The following is a 20,112-nucleotide window of genomic DNA, read 5'->3' as shown; positions in this document are numbered from 1 at the left end:
GCGCTGGAGCACCCGCGCCGTCGACTGCGCCCGCTCCGCCACCAACCGCTCGGCGGCGTCGTACCGGCGAACCAGCGCCGGAGCGAGAGCGAGCAGACCGGCGGCGGCGAGGACGGCGAGGAGCACCGAGGTCGGCACCCTCACCCCTCCCGTCACCAAGATTCGGAGCAACCGCCGACCGGCCGCAGGATCTTTCACCGATCGGCGTCGGCGACGTGAATCATGCGGAGCGGGCAGCGCCTGCCGCAGCTTGCAGTTACCTGAGGTTACGGGTCAGGCTGGCCGGAACCACCGCGCCGCGCCGATTCCGCACGTGGGACGGCTCACGGCGTACGGGCGCGCAGCCGGTGCCAACGGGCCAGCAGCCCGCCCTCGGCGGCGATCTCCTCGCTCGTCATCGCGTACCCGATGTGGTCCCGCCACGCACCGTCGATGTGCATGTAGCGCGCGTGGTACGCCTCCTCGCGGAAGCCCAGCTTCTCCACCACGCGACGCGACGGCCCGTTCTCCGGCCGGATGTTGACCTCGACCCGGTGCAGTCCACCCGGGCCGAAGGCGTGGTCGACGGCGAGCGCCATCGCGGTCGGGATCACGCCCTGACCGGCGACCCGACGGTCCACCCAGTACCCGACGTAGCCGGAGCAGAACGCCCGACGCACGATGCTGCCGATGTTGATGTGCCCGACCAGACGTTCCAGGCCGTCGGCATAGAGGCAGACCGCGAACGGCATACCCTCACCGGTACGCGCCGACCGCCGCTGGTCGCGGTACACCCAGCGGAAGGTGGCCGGCGAGTTCAGTTCGGTCCAGCCACCGGCCGGCGTGGACTCCCACGGGGCCAGCCACTCCCGGTTGGCGCAGCGCACCTCGGACCACGCCGCCGCGTCGGAGCGTCGGTACGGTCGCAGCAGCACCGGACCGTCGGAGAGCACCACCGGCCAGCCGGGCGCCCGTCGGAACCGCACCACTCCTCCACTCCCGAGCGTCACCCGGATTCACCGTCGACGGTCGAGCAGCAGCACGTCCACGGTGGAGCCGGCAGCGGCGGCGGTGACCCGCTCACCGAGAACGAGAAGTCCGTTCGCCTCCGCCAGACCGGAGAGGGTGAACGGACCGCCGTTGAGCGGTTGGACAGTGTAACCCCCACCCCGTCGCTCGGCGACGTGCGCGGGCCGGAACTCGCGCAGACCCACCGGCGAGGAGACCGTCTCCAGCAGGTGCGCCCGCACGCTGGGGCGGAACACCGGTTCGGCGCCGGCCAGCAGGTTGATCGCGGGACGGGCCAGCACCTCGAAACCGATCATCGCGGCACCCGGGTCGCCGGGCAGACACACCACCGGCACCTCCTCGGCGCCGACGGTGCCGAAGCCGAGCGCGGTGCCCGGATAGAGCGCCACGTCGGTGAAGGTGACCGGTCCGGCGCGGCTGCCCTCCCGCCGGGACAGGATGCGGCGGACCATGTCGCCGGGGCCGGTGCCGGTGCCGCCGGTGGTGATGATCAGGTCGGCCCGCAGGGTCTGGTCCTCCAGCAGGCCGCGCAGCCCCTCCGGGTCGTCGTCGCAGATGCCCACCCGGTACGCCAGGGCACCCGCCTCCGCCGCCGCCGCGGTCAACGCGTGCGAGTTGGCGTCCACCACCTGGCCGGGCTGGCTGCCCCGGCCGACGTCCACCAGTTCGTCGCCGGTGGCCACGATCACCACCCGGGGGCTGGGGCGGACCACCACGTGCCCGATGCCGGTGGCGGCGAGGACCGCGACCAGCGCCGGTGAGACGTACGTGCCGGCGCGGGCGAGCATCGTGCCGGCGGCCACCTCCTCACCGGCCCGGCGTACGCCGTAGCCCCGCTTCGGGGCGCGGAAGATCTCCACCGCGGCCATGCCCTGGTCGGTCCACTCGACCGGGACGACCACGTCGGCGGCGACCGGGAGTGGCGCTCCGGCGGCCACCGAGAAGCACGAGCCGGGGGTGAGGCGGACCGGCCGCCAACTGGCCGCGCCGAGGTCACCGACCACGTTGAGGCGTATCGTGCGACCACCCGGACGGCCGGACTGGGCCGGGACGTATCCCACGCCCCGGGTCCCGCCGGCGATGTCCTCCCAGCGCGCGGCGTACCCGTCCACGGCCGCCTGGTCGAAGGCCGGGAACGAGTGCGGAGCGACGACGTCCTCGGCGAGGACGTTGCCGTGCGCCTGGGTGAGGTCGAGGTCGAGCGGAGGCAGCGCACGTAACCTGCGCAGCACACTGCCCAGGTAGTCGGCGAGCGGCGTCAACCCGTTTTCGGCCGCCTCGGCGTCGGCCGTCGCGGTCATGTATTCGGACCGCCCGACGCGTCGGAGTTGACGAACTCGGTCAGCCACTTGCGGAACTCGCTGCCCAGGTCCTCGCGTTCGGCGGCGATCTGGACGACGGTCTGCAGGTAGCCCAGCGGCATACCGGTGTCGTAGCGGGTGCCGCGGTAGACGATCGCGTGCACCGGAGTGCCCTCGGTCCGCAGCAGCTCCATGGCGTCGGTGAGTTGGATCTCGCCGCCGCTGCCGGGCTCGGTACGCCGGATCGCGTCGAAGATCCTGCCCGGCAGGACGTACCTGCCGAGCACGGCCAGGTTGCTCGGGGCGTCCTCCGGCTTGGGCTTCTCCACCATGCCGGTGACCCGGACGACCTCGCCGATGTCGGTCAGCTCGGACTCGGCGGGCTCGACCGAGGCGATGCCGTAGCGCGTGGTCTCCGCCGGGTCGACCTCGAAGAAGGCGAGCACCACGCCACCGGTACGGGACTGCAGCTCCAACATGGCCGGCAGCAGCGGCTCGGAGAGGTTGACGAACTCGTCGCCGAGCATCACCGCGAAGGGCTCGTCGCCGACGTGCGACTCGGCGTACCCGACGGCGTGGCCGAGGCCGAGCTGCTCGGGCTGCCGGCAGGTGTAGATGGCGGCCAGTTCCTCGGTGCGCTTGACGGCGGCCAGCAGCTCGGGCTTCTCCGCGAGCCGCTCCTCCAGGTCGGGGCGGCGATCGAAGTGATCGACCATCGATGTCTTGCCGCGCCCGGTGATCAGGAGCACGTCGCCGATACCGGCCTGGGCGGCCTCCTCGACGATGTACTGCAACACGGGGCGGTCGACGACCGGTAGCAGCTCCTTGGGTACCGCCTTGGTCGCCGGCAGGAACCGGGTGGCCAGGCCGGCGGCCGGGATGACGGCCTTGACGGCACGGGGACGACCGGTGGCGGCGGTCGCTGAGGGGTTCGCTGAGTGCTCCGACATGTCGCGAGACTATCGGCCGGGGCCGTGACGCGGCGGGTGAGGACCGGAAGACGCGCCGCCCGCCGGGGCAGTTCTGCCGGTCCCGGCGGAACCGGCCCCGGCCGGTTCGTCGCCGGTGGTCGGTTCGCCCGGATCGCCCTCGGGTCCGGCCCGGGGCAGACCGTCCCGCGGGCTACGGGTCGCCACCAGCACCGGTAGCTCCCGGGTGGCGGACGCCTCGCGGGCGGGAGCCAGCCGCCAGGTGTCCCGGCCACCCGACTTGGCGGCGTACAGCGCCTCGTCGGCCGCCTGGAGCACCTGCGGTCCGGTGTCGGCGTGGTCCGGAAAGACGGCGATCCCGATCGATACCGTCACCGGGACGTGGTCCGGCACCCCGGCGTGCCCCGCCACGGAGACCGGGCTGTCCCGGACGGCCGTGGCGAGCCGCTCGGCGACGATGGTCGCGCCCCGGGCGTCGGTCTCCGGCAGCAGCACCACGAACTCCTCCCCGCCCTGCCGGAAGGCGAGGTCCACCTCGCGGATCTCGCCCCGTACGCGTCGGGCGAACTCGGCCAGCACGGTGTCCCCGGCCGGGTGCCCGTACGTGTCGTTGATCCGCTTGAACCGGTCCAGGTCCAGCACGAGGACGCTGACCGTCCGACCGAACCGGCTGGCCCGTTCCACCTCGCGACGCACCGACTCGCGCAGGTAGCGGTAGTTCCACAGCCCGGTCAGCGGGTCGGTGAGCGAGAGCCGCTGCGCCTCCTCGTGGACGCGGACGTTCTCCACCGCCACCGCCGCGTGCCCGGCGAAGGTGCGCAGCGTCGCCAGGTCGTCGTCGTCGAACTCGGCTCCGCCCGGTCGGTCGTAGAGGGCGAGCACGCCGAGCACTGTCTCCGGCGCGTCCGGCCGGGTTCCGGCGGTCGCGGCGTCGCACCCCGGGCCGGGTTCGGCGCGCACGGTCGCCTCGGGCGTGGTGAACGGCACCGCGACGTACGTCCGGCAGGGCGGTTCGCCGTCGGTGTCGGCCGGGTCCACCCGTCCCCGGCAGGGTCGGCCGGTCGCCGCGACCTCGCCCAGCAGACCGCTGCCCACCGGCACCGACCCGGTGCCGGGCCAGTACCCGTCGAGCCCCTCGGAGCACTGGGCGACCAGCACGCCGCCGGGCTCGGTGAGCAGCACCGCACCGGCCCGGGCGCCGGTCGCGGCGAGCGCGCTGCGCAGGATCACCCGCAGGATCCGTTGCAGGTCGTGCGTACTGGCCAGGGTGTCGCCCAGCACCGCGAGGTGCCCGCGTAGCTGGTCGCGGCTGCTGGCCAACGCCGCCAGATAGCCACCGGTCTCCTGGGCCATCCGGTTGAACGCGGCGGCGAGGCGGCCGACCTCGTCGTCACTGCGTACCGGCACCCGGGCGGTCAGGTCACCGGCTGCCACCCGGTCCACCGCACCGGCCAGTTCCACCAGCGGGCGGGTGGTCACCCGCGCCAGTCGCCAGGCGGCGGCCACCCCCAGCAGGGCGGCGAGCAGCACCACGCCGACCAGCACGGCGTGCAGCCCGGGTGGCTGGTCGCTGGGCACCGAGAGCACCAGGTGCAGCGGCTGGCCGGTGGTCGGGCCGGCCCGGCGCAGGTACCGGCCGTCCGGCGTGCCGGTCACCCGCTCACCGCGCAGCGACGCGGCGGCGGCGACCACCTCGTCCCGGCCGTTCGCCGACTCCGTGGTGTGCGCGACGTGCGGTACGCCGCCGCCGTCGAGCAGGGTCACCGCGACGCCGGTCACCGCCGCGAGACGCGCCACGAACCGGGGGTCGACCGGCTGGGCGGCGGAGACGGTGCCGAGCGCCGTTCCGGTCGGGTCGCGCATTTCCACCCGGACGGCGAGCGCACCGACCGGCCCGGCGGAGACCGCGCCGAGACCGATCACGGGCGGCTCCGCTGGGCCGCAGTCCCGCCAGGGCGCCGGTGGGGCGTCCGGGGTGGCGAAGCTGACCCGGCCGGTCACGTCGGTGACCAGCACCGCCGAGGCCAGGCCCCGGCTGACCACCTGGCTGGCGGCACCCGGCCGGTCGGCGGTGAGGGCGACCGCGTCCGCGGCGGCACGGAGTTGCTGGCAGAGCGCGTCGATCGAGGTGCGCACGGCGGTGGCGGCCACCGCGAGCCGCTCGGTGGCGCGGCTGCGGTCCATGGTCGCCACGGTGGAGGCGACGAAGACGGCACCGAGCAGGACCGGGCCGAACGCCACGGCCAGGAACGACGCGGTCAACCGCCCCCGTAGCGTCAACGCCTCACCTTCCCCCCGGAAGTTGCGCGACCGTCGCCTGCGATGCTGACACAGAGCAACGGCGGGAAAGGCGTTGCGTGAGGGGTGTTGCGTGCCTGAATTTGCGGAAGGAGCGGAAGTGACGCATGACGCGAAGCGGGCGGCACGGGTGACGCTGCTGGCCCGCCGTCGGGCGTACACCGCCGCCGAGCGGGAGAGCGCCGCCGGAGCCGTCCAGGCCGCACTCGTCGACCTGGTACGCCGACTACGGCCGACCCGGGTGGCCGCGTACGCGCCGGCGGGCGGTGAGCCGGGCGGCCCGGACCTGCCGGCGGTGCTCGCCGACGCGTTGCCGCCCGGCGCCGAGCTGCTGCTGCCGGTGCTCCGCGACGACCTGGACCTGGACTGGGCCCGCTGGGCGGGAGCCGACGCGATGGTCGCCGCCGGTCGGGGCATCCGCGAGCCGGACACCCCTCGGCTGGGTCTCGACGCGATCGCCACGGCCGAAGTGGTCGTGGTGCCCGCCCTGGCCGTCGACCGCCGGGGCGTACGCCTGGGTCGGGGTGGCGGCTCGTACGACCGGGCGCTGGCCCGGGTGCCGGCGACCGCCCTCACGGTGACGCCGCTGTACGACGGCGAGCTGCTCGACGAGGTCCCGGCCGAGCCCCACGACCGTCCGGTACGCGCGGCGCTCACCCCGAGCGGCGGCCTGCTCCCGCTCTCGGGTGTCGCGCCACACACTTCCGCTGGACGAACCGGCCCCCGATGACGCACCATTGGCACTCGAATACGTCGAGTGCCAACCGGCCGTGTCAGACCCGGAGGAGAACGTGCCCACGTACCAGTACGCCTGCACCACGTGCGGTCACCAGCTCGAGGCGGTGCAGTCCTTCTCCGACGAGCCGCTGACCGACTGCCCGGCGTGCGAGGGGCGGCTGCGGAAGGTCTTCAACTCCGTCGGCATCGTCTTCAAGGGCTCCGGTTTCTACCGCACCGACTCCCGCTCGAACGGCTCGGCGAGCACCGACACCACGTCGAGCCCGAGCAAGTCGGGTACGTCCGAGTCGTCGTCCTCCTCGACCGGCTCGACCTCCTCGTCGAGCAGCACGTCGGGTGGCAGCACCGGCTCGTCGGGCAACTCCTCCGGCGGCGGCACGAGCAAGGCTCCGGCGGCGGCCAGCACCCCCTGACCGGGCCCCGACCGGGTACGCGTCGCCCGCCTCGTCGATCGCGACGGTCGCCGGGCGACGGCCCGGCGCGGTCCCGGCTCGGCAGGGCGTTTCAGTCCCAGTGCGGCGGGCGTTCGGCGAGCAGCCGGTCGTCGTTGCCGCCGGTCCGCTCGCCCCACCCGCGATCGGTGTCGTCGGCGCTCTGTTCCGGCAGCACCACGAAGTCGTCGTCGCTCAGGTCGACCGCGCGATCGTCGTCGCGCCGCCCACCGGGATTCCCACTCGTCACGAGCGCCAAGGCTAACGCAACCACCGGACCGCTCCCGAACCGCCGACCACGGACTGTGCGGGCTGAACGAGCACGGCGTACGGGGTCACGGCGCGGCCGACGGCGTGGCACACCGGTCGTTGGTAGCGTCGGACGGCGTGACGACGCCCCACCCCGGCCCGGCCTCCGACGATCCCTGGCGCCGGCCCGTCACCGGGGACGGGCCCACGCCCGACACCGGTGCGGAGTCCGCCACCCGTGCCCGGCCGGAGTCCCCGCCCGACCCCCGGCCGGAGTCCCCACCCGGTGCCGGCGGGTTGCCCGCACCGGGCGCCCCCGTGCCACGCCGACCCGCGTCCGACGATCCCTGGCGTCCGCCGACGGCCCCCGCCGACGACGTCGCGACCGGTCCGGGCGCCGGCTCCCCGGGTGGTCACCGACCGGCCGGGTACGGCGGGCCACCGCCCACCACCGCGCCGCCGCCCGGATGGCGTCCGCCGGTGCATCTCCAGGCGGCACCGCCACGGCGGCTACCGGCACAGGACATGACGGCGCTGGACACGCAGGAGCAGCGGGCGCAGCGGGTGACCTGGGTGATCGGCGGGATCGCGGGCGCCGTCCTCGTGGTGGTGGTCTGCCTGCTCTGCTCGCGGGCGTTCCTCTGAACGAGGCGGGCCGTCAGTCGAAGGTGTTGCCCCAGACCATCTCGGAACCCGAGTGACCGGTGAGCCAGACGTAGACGAGCGCGGCCACACCCGCCCCGATCACCAGCACCGACAGCACCGGCGTCGACCAGGTCGGCAGCTTCGGCGCCCGGGGGTGGCTGCTGGTCGCGACCAGCAGCAGGATCGTCACCACGGCGAGACCCAGCGTGATCAGGAACAGCACGTCACCGTAGGCGGCGTGCGCGTTCATCTGGTCGATGATCTCGCCGGAGAAGCCTCTGGCGATCTGCCGTTCCTGCAGGGCCTCGCCGGACTGCTTGCCGACGAACGCCGTGATCGGCGCGGCGATCGCGAGGACCGCCACCGCCCAGTCCAGGCGGGAACGGAATCTCGGCAGCGCGATGTACGCGGCGGCGAGCAACACCAGCAGTGGTACGAAGACCACGACCGCATGCACGACGAGCACGTGCATGGGCAGGCCCAGCGCCTTCTCGAACATCCGCACCTCCGGCGGTAGGTGATCGTGACCTGTCAGCGTACGGGCCGGGGTGGGCCCCGCCCAGTGCGCTTCTGCTTGACACGGCCCATCGGCGCCCAGGGTTCACCGACACGTCACCCGGAAGGGGCTGGTTGTGGCCCGAGCCACCGAACCCGCCGGTCTGTTGTCCGGTCGGTGCGAGCGTGCTGTCATTGACACATGTCCAGGGGTGAGGATCTGCTGCGGTCGCACGGCCTGCGGGTCACCCGGCCACGCCTCGCCGTACTCGACGTGTTGGCGGACGGCGGTCACCTGGACGTCGACGAGATCACCCGACGGGTACGCGAGCGGATCGACTCGGTCTCCACGCAGGCGGTCTACGACGTGCTGGGGGCGCTCTCCCGCGCCGGGCTGTCCCGCCGGATCGCACCGGCCGGCGGTCCCGCCCGTTACGAGGCCCGGGTCGGTGACAACCACCACCACATGGTGTGCCGTGGCTGCGGCGAGATCGCCGACGTGGACTGCGCCGTCGGCGAGGCCCCCTGCCTGGATCCGCGGGTCGCGGTCGGCTTCCACGTCGACGAGGCGGAAGTCACCTTCTGGGGGCTCTGTCCCGGTTGCCAGGCCCGCCGCTCCGCCGACTCCTGAACGTTTCGGCAGGCCGTGGCACCCTTGGTGGGTGGATTCCACTGACACCGGCCTGTTCGGTCCCGACTCGGTCACCTGGAAACTGCACGCGGAGCCGATCCTGCTCCTCGCCGGGCTGCGCTCGCTCTACCTCCAGGCACTGCACCCCCGGGCGATGGCCGGGGTCGCCCAGAACAGCAACTACCGCCGGGACGCCTGGGGCCGGCTGATCCGCACCGCCAACTACGTCGGCACCACCGTCTACGGCACCACGGCCGAGGCGGAGGAGGCCGGGCTACGGCTGCGTCGGCTGCACGCCCGGATGACGGCCGTCGACCCGGCCACCGGGGAGCGGTTCCGGGTCGACGAGCCGGACCTGCTGCGCTGGGTGCACGTCACCGAGGTGGAGTCGTTCCTCGACACCGCGCGCCGGGCCGGCGTACCACTGGACGACGCCGAGGTGGACGGCTACTACACCGAGCAGCGCCGGTCCGCCGCACTGGTCGGGCTGGATCCGGAGACGGTGCCGGGCACCGCCGCCGAGGTGGCCGAGTACTACCGCCGGGTTCGCCCGGAGTTGCGCATGACCAAGGAGGCCGCCGAGACGGCCCTGTTCCTGACCGCGCCGCCGCTGCCGTGGAAACTCAGCCTGCCCGCCCGGTTCGGGCTCAACCTCGGGCCGCTGAGGTGGGCGTACTTCGGCGTGGCCGGCACCGCGCTGGCGCTGCTGCCCGGCTGGGCCCGGCGACTGTACGGCGGGCTGGGCCTGCCGACCACCGCCCTGTCGGCGGACGTGACGGTACGCGCGCTCCGGCTCGCCCTCACCGCCCTGCCACGCGACTGGCGGGAAGGACCGATGCGGCGCGCCGCCGAGGAACGGGCGGCCCGGGTGGCAGCCCTGTCCGGCTGACCGGACGGCTGCTCCCCTGGCTCGCTCGGCGAGATCCTGGCGGGACGGCTCGGCGCGGCTCCGGCTCAGTCAGGCTCAGCGCGGGCTCAGCCCGGCTCGGCCGGCGGCGCGGTGGGACGGTCGACGGCCGCCCAGGGCTCCTTGCCCGGCTGCTCGGCACCGGCCGGGCAGGTACGCCGGAAGTCGCACCAGGAGCAGCGCGGGCCGGGCGTGGTCGGGAAGGCGGTGTCCGGGTCGCCGCCGTCGGTGACCGACCGCTCGGCGGCCATGATGTCCTGGGCGGTCTGCTCGGCCCGGGTCACCTGCCGGGCCAGCGAGTCGACGGTGTGCTCGTGCGCGGCGACCGTGCCACTGGGCAGGTGGTGCAGTTCGACCCGACGGCACGGGCGACGGAACACCCGCTCGGCCGCGTACGCGTAGAGCGCCAACGCCTGCGAGCCCCGGGCGTCGTCGGCGTCCAGCCCGGTGCGGCCGGTCTTGTAGTCGACGATGACCAGCTCGGGGCCGTCCGGGCCGGGTCGGGAGTCGATCCGGTCGGTGCGCCCGTTGAACGCCAGCACCCCGGTCTTGGTGGCCACCACCCGCTCCACGCCGAGCGGCTCGTCAGCCGGGTCGAGCCCGCCGACGTACGTCTCCAGCCAACCCAGTGCCCGCCGGTAGACGTCCCGTTCCTGCGCGTCGTCGCGGTAGCCGTCCCGCACCCAGGTGCCCTTGAGCAGGGTGGGCAGCACCTCCGGGCGGCGCCGGTCGACGGGCAGCGCATACCAGTTCTTCAGGGCGGTGTGCACGCTGGCGCCGAGGGAGTTGTGCGCCCACGGCGGCCCCTTGGGCGGGGCGGGACGGTCGACGTAGGAGTAGCGGTAGCGCCGGGGACAGTCCGCGTACGCACCGAGTTTGCTCGGGGTGCAGACGAACAGCCGCTCCGGCATGCCCTCGAATCCGAGCTGCTCGGGCTGCGCGTCGCGGGGCCGGGGGGCACGGCCACCGGCGGCGGGTCGTCCTGCGGGGGAGGCTCGTCGCACGTTCCCGATCCTGCCATCCACCTCCGACAGTCGCAGCGGCGGCGCTCAGCGCGACCGGCGACAGGGCCGGCCGATCTCAACCGGCGCCGCTGTACTGGGCCACGAACGCGGCGATCGCGTCCGCGATGAGCTGCACGGCGATCGCGGCCAGCAGCAGGCCGGCGATCCGGGTGAGCACCTCGATGCCGCCCGGGCGTAGCACCTTGACGATCCCGCCGGAGAAGCGCAGCACCACCCAGACCGCGAGCATCACCGCGACGATCGCGGCGGCGATGGCGGTGTAGTCGGCCGTCCGGTCCGCCCGCTGGACGAAGAGCATGGTCGCCACGATCGCGCCGGGACCGGCCAGCAGCGGCGTACCCAGGGGCACCAGGGCGATGTTGGAGGTGGCCTGCTTGGTCGGGTCGTCGGTCTTGCCGGTGAGCAGCTCCAACGCCACCAGGATCAGCAGCAGCCCACCGGCCGCCTGCAACGCCGGCAGGTCGACGTGCAGGTAGGCGAGCAGGGTCTGGCCGGCGACCGCGAAGACCACGATCACGCCGAGCGCCAGCGCGACCGCCTGCCAGGCAGCCCGGTTGCGCTCGCGGGCCGACAGCGGACCGGTCAACGCCAGGAAGATCGGCATCATGCCGGGCGGGTCGACGATCACCAGCAGGGTCACGAAGACCTCGCCGAAGAGCTTGAGATCCACCCGGTCACCGTAGCGGCGGTCGGCGGGGCGGAACGCGAGGTCAGCCCGAAGCGACCTCGGTCACCCCGGACGCGGCGGCGACGAGACGCTCGTACGCCTCGGGCGCGGTGGTGAAGGCGCCGAGCCGGACGGTCTTGTGCGTGCCGTGGAAGTCCGACGACCCGGTCACCAGCAGGCCCAGGTCGGCAGCGAGTCCACGGACGTGGGCCCGCTCGGCGGGCGAGTGGTCCTCGTGGTCGGCCTCCAGACCGGCCAGGCCGATCGCCGCCAGTTCGGCGATCAGCGTGTCCGGCACGACCGGGCCACGTCGACTGGCGCGGGGGTGGGCGAAGACCGGCACCCCGCCGGCCGCCCGGACCAGCCGGACCGCGTGGAAGACGTCGATGTCCTCCTTCGGCAGGCGGTACCGCTCGCCCAGCCACTCCGGTCCGAACGCCGCACTGGTGGTGGCGACCAGCCCGGCCCGAATCAGCGCCTGGGCGATGTGTGGTCGCCCGACGGTCCCACCGCCCGCCGTGGCGAGGATCTCCGGCCATCGCACGTCGACACCGTCGGCACGCAGCAGTTCCACGGTCCGTTCGCCACGGGCCAGCCGGGCGGCCCGCATCCGGGTCAGCTCGGCGACCAGCTCCGGATGGTCCGGGTCGAACAGGTACGCCAGCAGATGCAGCGACATCGGTGGCTGCTCGCCGTACCACCGGCAGGACAGCTCCGCACCGCGGATCAGGCGCAGTCCGGGCGGCAGCGCCCGCAGGGCCGGCGCCCAGCCGGCGGTGGTGTCGTGGTCGGTGATCGCCACCACGTCCAGCCCGGCCTCGGCAGCGGCCCGGACCAGCTCGGCGGGAGCGAGCGTGCCGTCGCTGGCCGTGGAGTGCGTGTGCAGGTCGATCCGGTGGGTCATCGCCCGACGCTACCGGGCCGGCGGTCAGCCACCGGTCACCACCACCAGCGGCTCGTCGTCGCGCAGACCGGGGACGGTGACCCGGACGGCGGACCGACCGGCGCGGACCCGCTCGGCGTCCACCCGGACCAGGGCACCGGTCGCGTCGGCGTAGTGCGCCACGTCCGGCAGGTTCCAGGACACCGCTCCGGTCATCGCCGGTCCGGCCGGCCGGACCGGGACGGTCGGATCGAGTCGGGTCGAATCGAGTCGGGTCAGGTCGACCAGCAGCGCCCGGTCCTGCTCGCCGACGCGCCCGTTGACCAGCAGCCACCGCCCGTCCGGGGAGACCGCACCGAGGCCGGCTCCCTCGATCGTGGGGCCGCAGGCCGGCGGCTCGGGTGGGCGAAGGGCCACCGGATCGAGCAGGGTCAGGCAGGCGTCCTCGGGCGTCTCGGCGGACACCTCGCCGACCAGGCGTCCGTCCGGCAGTGCGCCGAAGATCCGCTGGCTGGTCCGGTCCGTGCCCTCGTCGAGTGGGCCCGGCCGCAGCGGCCAGAGCACGTGCCCGGGAAGGTCGGGGTCGAGTCGCACCAGCACCGCGCCGTCGACGAACCGCAGCGGTACGGCCGTGGTCGGCGCGTCGGCGCGTACGGTGCCGGCCAGTTCGCCGTCCACGATGCGGGCGGCGGCCAGCACCCGGTCCTGCTTCCAGGCGACCTGCCGGCCGTCCCGGTCGAGGACGATCTCGTCGGCGCCCGCCAGCAGCACCCGGGCGGTCCCGTCGGCCGCCACCGCCCAGAGCGATCGCCCGGCCAGCGACGGTTCGCCGACCGCCAGCCAGCCCCGCCCGTCGGTGAGACGGTGTGCGCGCTCCACCGCACCGATCCCGATCAGGGTCACCCGGCGGCCCTGCGCGGTGGCGATCGTCCGGTTCACCAGCAGATCGACCTCGGCCAGCGGAGTCTCGGTGCGCGGGCCGGGCGCCGGGAGGACGGTGCGGTACGTGTCCGGTGCCGGGTACGGATCCGCGATCACGACCGTGCCGCCGGGCGGCGGGTGGTCGTCGCGTAGGTGCATCGCACCGACGCTGACAAGCACGATCGCGGACGCGGCCAGGCTCATTCCGGCCACCGTGCGGCGACGTTGGATGCGGTGGGCCCGGCGGAGCACGGCACCCGCCGGGTCGTGCGGGGCGCGCGGGGTCGCCACCTGCCGGGAGAACGTCTCCCGGACGGCGCGCTCCAACTCGTCCTGCGACATGTTGACGAGACGTTCCGGCGCCCCGCTCTGGTTGTCACGACCTCCGGAAACGGTGTTCACCGGTGCTCTCCGACCAGGGCGTCGTCCGGCTGCCGCGGCGCCGCCGCCTCGGGCGGTGACCCGGGTCGTAGGGCCGGAACCTGCGGGTCTCCTCGGCCGGTAGAAGGCGGCGCGTCGGCCGGAGGTGGTACGTCGGACCCGGCGGCCGGGCGGAGCCTGGCGGTGGGCGTGGCCCTGGTGGTGGGCGTGGACCGGGTGGTCGGGCGACCGGCCCGGCGGGCCGCCGGCGTGGGTGTGGCCGCTGATGAGGCCGGGGGCGTCGGTGCGCCGGGGAGGGTGATCGCCTCCTCCGCGCCGAGTCGCCGTCGCAGGGTGGCCAGGGCGCGGGAGGACTGGCTCTTGACGGTGCCCGGCGAGATCTCCAGCAGGGCGGCGGTCTGCGCCTCGGACATGTCCTCGTAGTAGCGCAGCACCAGCACCGCGCGCTGCCGGGCGGGCAGTGCGCGCAGGTGCCGCCAGAGCACGTCACGGTCGAGTTGCTGCTCGATCGCGTCGGCGGCGGCGCGCTCCGGCAGCACCTCGGTCGGTCGCTCGCCGTGCCAGCGACGCCGCCACCAACTCGTCGACGTGTTGACCATGACGCGCCGGGCGTACGGCTCGATGGCCTCGATACCACCGAGGCGCTTCCAGGCCAGGTACGTCTTGGTCAGCGCGGTCTGGAGCAGGTCCTCGGCGGTGCCCCAGTCACCGGTGAGCAGGTACGCGGTGCGCAGCAGCGCGGCGGAACGGGCCGTGACGAAGTCGCGGAACTCGTCCTCCAACGGATTGCTACCGCCCACACGCCACCCCCGAACTGATCCTGCTCGGCAGCCTGCCACGGCCCGGGGTAGCGGGTCGAGGGCGAAAGGTGCGCAGTGGCTCCGATGTTCGGTCGGAAAGTTTCAGGCGCCGTCGTCGGCCTTGGCCTCGTCCTGCTCCTTGCCCAACCGCGCCTCGACTGCCTGCGGCTCGTACATCTCCTCGACCACACGCAGGTAGAGCTCGTTGGGGTTGGGCAGGTTCTTGACCTCGCGCAGCGCCTGCTCCTGACCGGCCGACTCCAGCACGAAGGTGCCGTAGTTGAGCGCCCGCCCGGCCGGCGTCTGCTCGTACTTCATGTCGGTGACCCGGACCAGCGGCATCATCGCGACCCGCCGGGTGATGATGCCGTTGACGACCATCACCCGTTTGTTGGTCAGGATGAACCTGTCGTACCACCAGTCGGCGACCTTCCAGGCCACCCAGCCCATCACACCGAACCAGAGGAGTACGGCGATCGTGGTGAGCGCGCCGACGTTCTGCCCGGCCAGGAAGCCGGAGAGGTAGCCGAGCACGAAGGTGGCGGCGATCCCGATCAGGATCGGGGTGACGAGATGGATCCAGTGCCGCTTCCACTCGCCCCGGTAACGCTCGGTCGGGAAGAGATAGCGGGCGACCAGCGAGCTGGGTTCGTCCTCCAGCGGCAGCACCCGTCGGGGTGTCATGCCGCTGGCGTCGGAGCGCAGCCCCGCCAGTTCCTCCTCGGAGATCTGCGGGGGCTGGTAGCCGCCCTCGGGATCGCGTACCCAGGCCCGCTCGGAGCGCGTCTCCCCGGAGTAGGCCGGGCCGTCGCCGTAGCCGGCGTCGTCGGAGAAGGCGGGCCCGTCGGAGAGCCGCGCACCGGACCCGAAGCCCGGACCGTCGTCAGGATCGATCCGGGGTATCGGCTCGGTGTCGCGTTCCCGGCGCGCCCGGTCCGGGTCGTCGGGGTCGAAGGGTGGGCCGGAGGGGCTTCCCATCGGAGGCTAGGCGACCAGGCTGGTGAAGAAGTCGCCGAAGCCCTGGGCGATGTCCATGATCCCGCCGCCCAGAGACTTGAACACGTCTGCGGCAGAATTTGGCCGGTAGGCTACGAAGAAGATCAAGAAAGCGATACCGGCCCAGGTGAGGACCTTCTTGACCATGGGGGCCATCCTCTCGCACGGCGCCGGGTTCCGATTACCTCAGCGGCACCCAGAGTATCAGCGTGGTGTCGTACCGTGAATATCTGCGTCCGTTCTCCGACATTCCGGGGGGCCGTCAGGCCTTCCCGTGCAGGTACGGAGATGGTGCGCCGTACACGAGTTCGGGCGGCGTCCACTCGACCAGATCGTGCAGGAGCACGTCCTCGGCGAGCAGATGCCCCGCACTCGCCGGCCAGGCTATCGCATACAGCCACATTCCCCGAGCTTCGCCGGCGTACGCGCTTCGATCTGTCAGGGAACTCACGAGCCACAGTGGAGTGGGATGACCGGCCACCCGGATCCCCGCGCGCCCGACATGACCGGGATGCCCGGGACCGGGCTCGGTCAACGCCTCGGCCAACTCCGGACCGGCGTCCGGGCCGGGGACTCCCGCGTACCGCGTGCCCAGGCCGACGCCCGGCTCCTCGGCCACGAAGACCAGATCGGCCGGTCCACCGCCGAGCGGCGCCGGGCCGGCACAGGCGACGGCGGTGGCACGTACCCCGATCCGGTCGTCGCCGGCCCACGCCACGCCGGTGGTGGTCCAGCCGGGAGGCAGCGGCCACGGGCACCACAGCGGGACCGGCGGTTGCGCCGGTTGTGCCGCCGACTGGATCCGCTCCACCACGCTGGCCACGATCTCCGCACCGATGTTCTCGGGTACGTGCAGCGGCGCCACCGGCCCGCAGTCCGGGCAGCGCGACTCGGCGTGCATCAGGTCCGGTGCCCGCACGGACCCCCCACATCTGGGACAACTCACCGCAACAGTCACCACTCCACCGTCGCCCCGTCCGGGCGAGCCGTCAAGCGGAGCGGCGCCTTTACCCCGGCGTGGCGGCAGTTCAGCCCGGCGGCGGACCGGCGTGCGCGCGGATCCAGGCGTGCATGGCGATCCCGCTGGCCACGCCCGCGTTGATCGACCGGGTCGAGCCGTACTGGGCGATGGAGAAGAGCTGGTCGCAGGCAGCCCGCGCGGCGTCGGAGAGGCCGGGACCCTCCTGACCGAACAGCAGCACGCAACGCCGGGGCAGCGTGGTGGTCTCCATCGGACGCGAGCCCGGCAGGTTGTCGATCCCGACCAGCGACAGGCCCTGCCCGGCCGCCCAGTCGGCGAACTGCTCGATCGTCTCGTGGTGCCGTACGTGCTGGTAGCGGTCGGTCACCATCGCCCCGCGCCGGTTCCACCGGCGGCGGCCGACGATGTGCACCTCGGCGGCGAGGAAGGCGTTCGCGTTGCGGACCACCGTGCCGATGTTGAAGTCGTGCTGCCAGTTCTCGATCGCCACGTGGAAGTCGTGTCGCCGCTCGTCCAGATCGGCGACCACCGCCTCGCGACGCCAGTACCGGTACCGGTCGACCACGTTGCGCCGGTCGCCCTCGGCAAGCAGTTCCGGGTCGTAGCGGGGGTCGTCCGGCGGGTCGCCGGGCCACGGGCCCACGCCGACGTCGAGTTGCTCACCGGTCACGACCACGCAGGGTACGCGCGCCGCCGCGCCAGTTTCGGCGCGCCCCTGACGCCCGGCCGAGGAGCGGGGTTCAGCGCAGGGCGAGTGCGCCACCGAGCCGGTCGAGGAAACGACGGTCGGCCGGAGCCAGCTCCGCGCCCGGCACCACCGCCGACGCGGTACGGCACACCCGGGCACCCACCGACTGGACCCACTGCCGGTACGCCGCAGAGTCGGCCGGGTCGGCCCGCCGCTCCAGCACCCGCACCGCCGCCCGGCACGCCGCGAGCAGGTCCGCCGGATCGTCAGGCTCCGCGCCGGTCTCCGACGCACCGTCGTGGCGCGCGTAGACGGTGGCCACCACCGCCCGGATGAGATCGCTGTCGAAGACCCGGCCGGCCGCGACCGCGTCCAGTCCGGCGAGACCGGCGGCCACCGACGAGTACGCGGGTCCCGGGCCGGGCCGGGCGGCGACCACGATCACGCGGCCGGGCAGCCCGGTGAGCAGCTCCCACTCGGTGGCGGAATAGCCCGCGACGATCGTGACCTGCGCACTGCGCTCGCTCATGGCGGGACCTCCGGCTCGAGCATATGTGCCGGGTCGGGCCGATGGCGGAAAGAAGGGCCGTTCTGCGGTGGCCACACCGGTCGGACTCAGCGGTCACAACCGGGGCCGGACGCAATGAGCGGCGGGGCCCTCCCCGGCACCCGCCGCCCACGCTCTGATGCTTCAAGATTCTGCCGTACGACCCTCCGACTGCACAGAGACCGAGGTCACATTTATCTTTTCGTTACATTACCCACCGTGACCAAACATCCGCCCAGAAGCGATCTCCGCAGGTCGAATCGGTCCTTGTCAACGCCAAAGTTACCGTGTCGTAGCAGTTACTGGGCCTGATCTCCTTGGAACCGCTCCCATCACAACCGGTCACGCAATTGCGACGTGCATTTGCGATCTGCGGACGCACCACAAGACCGATGGCGATCGATGTGGACAAAGGCTCCCAAGGCGACCAGGACCGGGTTTTGGTGGCACCCCGGCGGGAATGCGTCGGGGTACGGTCGGGTTCCACCAGGGGTAGACGTTCCGCGTGATCGGAGAGATAGACATGGCAACCGTCGAGCTGACCACGGCTAACTTCGACCAGGTGACCGAGAGCGACGGCATCGTGCTGGTCGACTTCTGGGCCGAATGGTGCGGTCCGTGCAAGCGGTTCGCCCCGGTCTACGAGCGCTCCTCGGACAAGCACACCGAGATCACCTTCGGCAAGGTGGACACCGAGGCGCAGCAGGGCCTCGCCGCCAAGTTCGACATCCGTTCGATCCCGACCATCATGGCCATCCGCGACGGCGTGATCGTCTTCTCACAGCCCGGCGCGCTGCCCGAGTCGGCCCTGGAGAACCTCATCGAGCAGGTCCAGGCGCTCGACATGGACGACGTCCGCAAGAAGCTCGCCGAACACAACCACTGACCTCCCCCACCGACGGCCGGGCCCGACAACCGGGGCCCGGCCGTCGGTGCGTGTGCCCGCCACCACCGGCCCGGCCCGTCACACTTGCGACACAGGCCGGTCGACGGGAGCCGGACCAGGGCTTCCGTGCCGTATCTTCGGCATCCGATGGATGCGTTGACGAACCACGGCCGCGCGATCCGGGTGGCGGCCACCGCACTCGGCCTGACCCTCCTGCTCGCCGGGACGGCCTGGGGCGACGACGACCACTTCCCGTTCGGGCCCTTCCGGATGTACTCCACCTCGGACCCGGCCGACGCCGACGCCCCGGACACCCGGGTGGAGGGCGTGGACCAGACCGGCAGCGTGGTCGACCTCGGCGAACGGGCGACCGGCATCCGCCGCGCCGAGATCGAGGGCCAGCAGGCCCAGTTCGTCGCCGACCCGAGCCGACTGCGCGAGGTCGCCGAGGCGTACGCGCGGCGTCAGCCCGACGCGCCCCGGCTGACCGAGGTCCGGATCGTGATCCGCTGGCACGACATCACCGACCGCCGGCCCACCGGACTGTGGTCCGACGAGACGGTCGTGCGCTGGCAGGTGAACCCGTGATCCGCTGGCTGACCGAGGCGGTCCCCCGCGGCCGGGTCGCCGCCTTCCGCACCCTGATCTACCTCTTCGTCGCCGCCGACCTGGTCGTCTTCACTCCGTGGGTACGCGCCAAGGTGGACGTGCCCGGCGACATGTACCAACCACTGTTCGTCGGTCGCCTGCTGCCGCTGCCCACACCCGAGCCGGCACTGGTCGGCGTCGTCTTCTGGGCCCTGCTGCTGCTCGCCCTGGCCGCCGCCAGCGGACGGGCGCCCCGGCTGCTCGGGTGGACGGTCTTCGCCCTCTACTTCCAGTGGATGATCGTCGCGATGAGCTACGGGAAGGTGGACCACGACCGGTTCGCCCTGCTCGTCGCGCTCGCGGTGCTACCGACCGCCGGCCGCGCCCGACACGGGGACGCCACGCCCACCGAGGCCGGCGGCTGGGCCCTGCGGGTCACCCAGATCGCCGTGATCTGCACCTACTTCCTCGCCGCCCTGGCCAAGTTCCGCTTCGGCGGCCTGGACTGGGCGACCGGCTCGGTGCTGGCCAAGGCGATCATCCGCCGGGGCACCGACCTCGCCGACCTGCTCGCCCAGGTGCCCCACCTGCTGCTCGTCGCCCAGTTCGGCATCCTCGCCTTCGAGCTGCTCAGCCCGGCGATCTTCGTGATCCCGGCCCGGTGGCGGCACGCCACGGTCGGCTTCTTCTACTCGTTCCACCTGGTCACCGTCGCGACCATCACCATCTCGTTCGCGCCGCACCTGGTCGCCATGACCAGCTTCCTGCCGCTGGAGAAGGTCCGTCCGGTGGTCCTGGCACGACGGCTGCTGACCCGTCGGACCTCGGGCGCCCGCGCCACACCGGACGTGGGGATCGGCGCACCGCCGCCCCCGCGCGCCGAGACGTCGCCGACGACGTCCGGCACTCAGCCCGCCGACGGACCGTAGAGGCGGTCGCGCGTCTCCTGCGGCAGGGAGCAGGCGGCCGTACCGCCCGGCATCCGGTGCCGGTTGCGGGCCACCCAGCGGTACGCCGGCCAGGCGACGGCGCGTACCGGCGGGAACCGCAGCCCGGCCCCGGCGATCCGCCAGAGTCGGCCGCTGCCGGCCAGCAGCGCGGCGATGGCGTCCGGAC

Annotated in this window: 25 protein-coding genes; 8 read left to right on the top strand and 17 right to left on the bottom strand. The window is 73.1% G+C overall.

Annotation, left to right across the window (positions count from 1 at the left end):
- Positions 1-323 precede the first annotated feature (323 nt).
- From EYA84_RS09340 to EYA84_RS09325, 4 genes are read right to left on the bottom strand one after another with little or no spacing between them, the layout of a single operon-like run.
- A complete protein-coding gene (locus EYA84_RS09340; RefSeq protein WP_131052644.1) occupies positions 324-965 on the bottom strand; it encodes a GNAT family N-acetyltransferase in 642 nt (213 codons plus the stop codon).
- 30 nt (positions 966-995) lie between these two features.
- Entirely contained in the window at positions 996-2,309 is a 1,314-nt protein-coding gene (gene glp / locus EYA84_RS09335; RefSeq protein WP_131052643.1) for a gephyrin-like molybdotransferase Glp, read from the bottom strand.
- The gene (locus EYA84_RS09330; RefSeq protein ID WP_131052642.1) at positions 2,306-3,259 is read right to left on the bottom strand and encodes a UTP--glucose-1-phosphate uridylyltransferase; all 954 of its coding nucleotides are present in this window, start codon (positions 3,257-3,259) and stop codon (positions 2,306-2,308) included. The genes glp and EYA84_RS09330 overlap by 4 nt, the downstream gene beginning before the upstream one ends.
- Before the next feature lie 9 nt (positions 3,260-3,268).
- Positions 3,269-5,518, bottom strand: coding sequence for a diguanylate cyclase (locus tag EYA84_RS09325; RefSeq protein WP_162854345.1), 2,250 nt, complete (start codon positions 5,516-5,518; stop codon positions 3,269-3,271).
- 118 nt (positions 5,519-5,636) lie between these two features.
- Here EYA84_RS09325 and EYA84_RS09320 point away from each other — a divergent pair, with 118 nt between their 5' ends.
- Positions 5,637-6,266: a 5-formyltetrahydrofolate cyclo-ligase gene (locus tag EYA84_RS09320; RefSeq protein ID WP_236145678.1), complete on the top strand. Its 630-nt coding sequence runs from the start codon at positions 5,637-5,639 to the stop codon at positions 6,264-6,266.
- Positions 6,267-6,327: 61 nt separating this feature from the next.
- Positions 6,328-6,687 carry an FmdB family zinc ribbon protein gene (locus EYA84_RS09315; RefSeq protein WP_131052640.1) on the top strand — a complete coding sequence of 120 codons (360 nt, stop codon included), beginning with the start codon at positions 6,328-6,330 and terminating at the stop codon, positions 6,685-6,687.
- Between the two features lie 91 nt (positions 6,688-6,778).
- Here the strand turns inward: EYA84_RS09315 and EYA84_RS32935 are convergent, their stop codons facing one another.
- Positions 6,779-6,955 carry a hypothetical protein gene (locus EYA84_RS32935; protein WP_162854344.1) on the bottom strand — a complete coding sequence of 59 codons (177 nt, stop codon included), beginning with the start codon at positions 6,953-6,955 and terminating at the stop codon, positions 6,779-6,781.
- Between the two features lie 137 nt (positions 6,956-7,092).
- Here EYA84_RS32935 and EYA84_RS09310 point away from each other — a divergent pair, with 137 nt between their 5' ends.
- Complete coding sequence (locus EYA84_RS09310) at positions 7,093-7,599, top strand: hypothetical protein (RefSeq protein ID WP_131052639.1); 507 nt, start codon at positions 7,093-7,095, stop codon at positions 7,597-7,599.
- A 13-nt stretch (positions 7,600-7,612) separates the two neighbouring features.
- Here the strand turns inward: EYA84_RS09310 and EYA84_RS09305 are convergent, their stop codons facing one another.
- On the bottom strand, positions 7,613-8,098 hold the full coding sequence (locus EYA84_RS09305; protein ID WP_131052638.1) for a DUF2231 domain-containing protein: 486 nt from the start codon (positions 8,096-8,098) through the stop codon (positions 7,613-7,615).
- A gap of 198 nt (positions 8,099-8,296) precedes the next feature.
- Here EYA84_RS09305 and EYA84_RS09300 point away from each other — a divergent pair, with 198 nt between their 5' ends.
- The gene (locus tag EYA84_RS09300; RefSeq protein WP_131052637.1) at positions 8,297-8,725 is read left to right on the top strand and encodes a Fur family transcriptional regulator; all 429 of its coding nucleotides are present in this window, start codon (positions 8,297-8,299) and stop codon (positions 8,723-8,725) included.
- A 31-nt stretch (positions 8,726-8,756) separates the two neighbouring features.
- Complete coding sequence (locus EYA84_RS09295) at positions 8,757-9,614, top strand: oxygenase MpaB family protein (RefSeq protein ID WP_131052636.1); 858 nt, start codon at positions 8,757-8,759, stop codon at positions 9,612-9,614.
- Between the two features lie 86 nt (positions 9,615-9,700).
- On the opposite strand, the gene EYA84_RS09290 is transcribed toward EYA84_RS09295, so the two are convergent.
- The 10 genes from EYA84_RS09290 to EYA84_RS09250 form a co-directional block, all read right to left on the bottom strand.
- Positions 9,701-10,543, bottom strand: coding sequence for a RecB family exonuclease (locus tag EYA84_RS09290; protein ID WP_394347555.1), 843 nt, complete (start codon positions 10,541-10,543; stop codon positions 9,701-9,703).
- A gap of 169 nt (positions 10,544-10,712) precedes the next feature.
- Positions 10,713-11,327, bottom strand: coding sequence for a MarC family protein (locus EYA84_RS09285; RefSeq protein WP_131052634.1), 615 nt, complete (start codon positions 11,325-11,327; stop codon positions 10,713-10,715).
- 40 nt (positions 11,328-11,367) lie between these two features.
- Complete coding sequence (locus EYA84_RS09280) at positions 11,368-12,228, bottom strand: PHP domain-containing protein (protein WP_131052633.1); 861 nt, start codon at positions 12,226-12,228, stop codon at positions 11,368-11,370.
- A gap of 24 nt (positions 12,229-12,252) precedes the next feature.
- Positions 12,253-13,530, bottom strand: a complete 1,278-nt coding sequence (locus EYA84_RS09275) for a hypothetical protein (RefSeq protein ID WP_131052632.1) — start codon at positions 13,528-13,530, stop codon at positions 12,253-12,255.
- Positions 13,527-14,309 (bottom strand): SigE family RNA polymerase sigma factor, encoded by a 783-nt coding sequence (locus EYA84_RS09270; protein WP_131052631.1) that lies wholly within the window; start codon positions 14,307-14,309, stop codon positions 13,527-13,529. Before EYA84_RS09270 ends, EYA84_RS09275 begins: the two co-directional genes overlap by 4 nt.
- A 102-nt stretch (positions 14,310-14,411) precedes the next feature.
- Positions 14,412-15,287, bottom strand: a complete 876-nt coding sequence (locus EYA84_RS09265; protein WP_131052630.1) for a PH domain-containing protein — start codon at positions 15,285-15,287, stop codon at positions 14,412-14,414.
- A gap of 6 nt (positions 15,288-15,293) precedes the next feature.
- Entirely contained in the window at positions 15,294-15,452 is a 159-nt protein-coding gene (locus EYA84_RS32930; RefSeq protein WP_007455302.1) for a hypothetical protein, read from the bottom strand.
- 115 nt (positions 15,453-15,567) lie between these two features.
- Positions 15,568-16,251 carry a TFIIB-type zinc ribbon-containing protein gene (locus tag EYA84_RS09260; protein WP_343232763.1) on the bottom strand — a complete coding sequence of 228 codons (684 nt, stop codon included), beginning with the start codon at positions 16,249-16,251 and terminating at the stop codon, positions 15,568-15,570.
- An 82-nt stretch (positions 16,252-16,333) separates the two neighbouring features.
- Positions 16,334-16,957, bottom strand: a complete 624-nt coding sequence (locus EYA84_RS09255) for an RNA methyltransferase (protein ID WP_131052629.1) — start codon at positions 16,955-16,957, stop codon at positions 16,334-16,336.
- A gap of 70 nt (positions 16,958-17,027) precedes the next feature.
- Positions 17,028-17,504 (bottom strand): hypothetical protein, encoded by a 477-nt coding sequence (locus tag EYA84_RS09250; protein WP_131052628.1) that lies wholly within the window; start codon positions 17,502-17,504, stop codon positions 17,028-17,030.
- Between the two features lie 541 nt (positions 17,505-18,045).
- Here EYA84_RS09250 and trxA point away from each other — a divergent pair.
- The 3 genes from trxA (at position 18,046) to EYA84_RS09235 (ending at position 19,925) form a co-directional block, all read left to right on the top strand.
- Positions 18,046-18,408 carry a thioredoxin gene (gene trxA / locus EYA84_RS09245; protein WP_131052627.1) on the top strand — a complete coding sequence of 121 codons (363 nt, stop codon included), beginning with the start codon at positions 18,046-18,048 and terminating at the stop codon, positions 18,406-18,408.
- 147 nt (positions 18,409-18,555) lie between these two features.
- Positions 18,556-18,996, top strand: coding sequence for a hypothetical protein (locus EYA84_RS09240; RefSeq protein WP_131052626.1), 441 nt, complete (start codon positions 18,556-18,558; stop codon positions 18,994-18,996).
- A complete protein-coding gene (locus tag EYA84_RS09235; RefSeq protein WP_131052625.1) occupies positions 18,993-19,925 on the top strand; it encodes an HTTM domain-containing protein in 933 nt (310 codons plus the stop codon). The genes EYA84_RS09240 and EYA84_RS09235 overlap by 4 nt, the downstream gene beginning before the upstream one ends.
- On the opposite strand, the gene EYA84_RS09230 is transcribed toward EYA84_RS09235, so the two are convergent.
- The coding region (locus tag EYA84_RS09230; protein ID WP_131052624.1) for a thiol-disulfide oxidoreductase DCC family protein at positions 19,904-20,112 on the bottom strand (209 nt) is incomplete at its 5' end. The two genes, EYA84_RS09235 and EYA84_RS09230, sit on opposite strands and share 22 nt — an antisense overlap.

It is taken from the genome of Verrucosispora sp. SN26_14.1, from assembly GCF_004307965.1.
Classification (GTDB): Bacteria; Actinomycetota; Actinomycetes; order Mycobacteriales; family Micromonosporaceae; genus Micromonospora.
The sequence above is the reverse complement of the archived record's forward strand: the minus strand, read 5'-3'. Positions and strand labels throughout refer to the sequence as shown.

Coding starts and splice junctions, on each gene's coding strand:
- EYA84_RS32930 (WP_007455302.1), bottom strand. CDS start 15,452: ATGGTCAAGAAGGTCCTCACCTGGGCCGGTATCGCTTTCTTGATCTTC.
- EYA84_RS09265 (WP_131052630.1), bottom strand. CDS start 15,287: ATGGGAAGCCCCTCCGGCCCACCCTTCGACCCCGACGACCCGGACCGG.
- EYA84_RS09240 (WP_131052626.1), top strand. CDS start 18,556: ATGGATGCGTTGACGAACCACGGCCGCGCGATCCGGGTGGCGGCCACC.
- trxA (WP_131052627.1), top strand. CDS start 18,046: ATGGCAACCGTCGAGCTGACCACGGCTAACTTCGACCAGGTGACCGAG.
- EYA84_RS09305 (WP_131052638.1), bottom strand. CDS start 8,098: ATGTTCGAGAAGGCGCTGGGCCTGCCCATGCACGTGCTCGTCGTGCAT.
- glp (WP_131052643.1), bottom strand. CDS start 2,309: ATGACCGCGACGGCCGACGCCGAGGCGGCCGAAAACGGGTTGACGCCG.
- EYA84_RS09250 (WP_131052628.1), bottom strand. CDS start 17,504: ATGAGCGAGCGCAGTGCGCAGGTCACGATCGTCGCGGGCTATTCCGCC.
- EYA84_RS09290 (WP_394347555.1), bottom strand. CDS start 10,543: ATGCCGGAGCGGCTGTTCGTCTGCACCCCGAGCAAACTCGGTGCGTAC.
- EYA84_RS09330 (WP_131052642.1), bottom strand. CDS start 3,259: ATGTCGGAGCACTCAGCGAACCCCTCAGCGACCGCCGCCACCGGTCGT.
- EYA84_RS09300 (WP_131052637.1), top strand. CDS start 8,297: ATGTCCAGGGGTGAGGATCTGCTGCGGTCGCACGGCCTGCGGGTCACC.
- EYA84_RS09280 (WP_131052633.1), bottom strand. CDS start 12,228: ATGACCCACCGGATCGACCTGCACACGCACTCCACGGCCAGCGACGGC.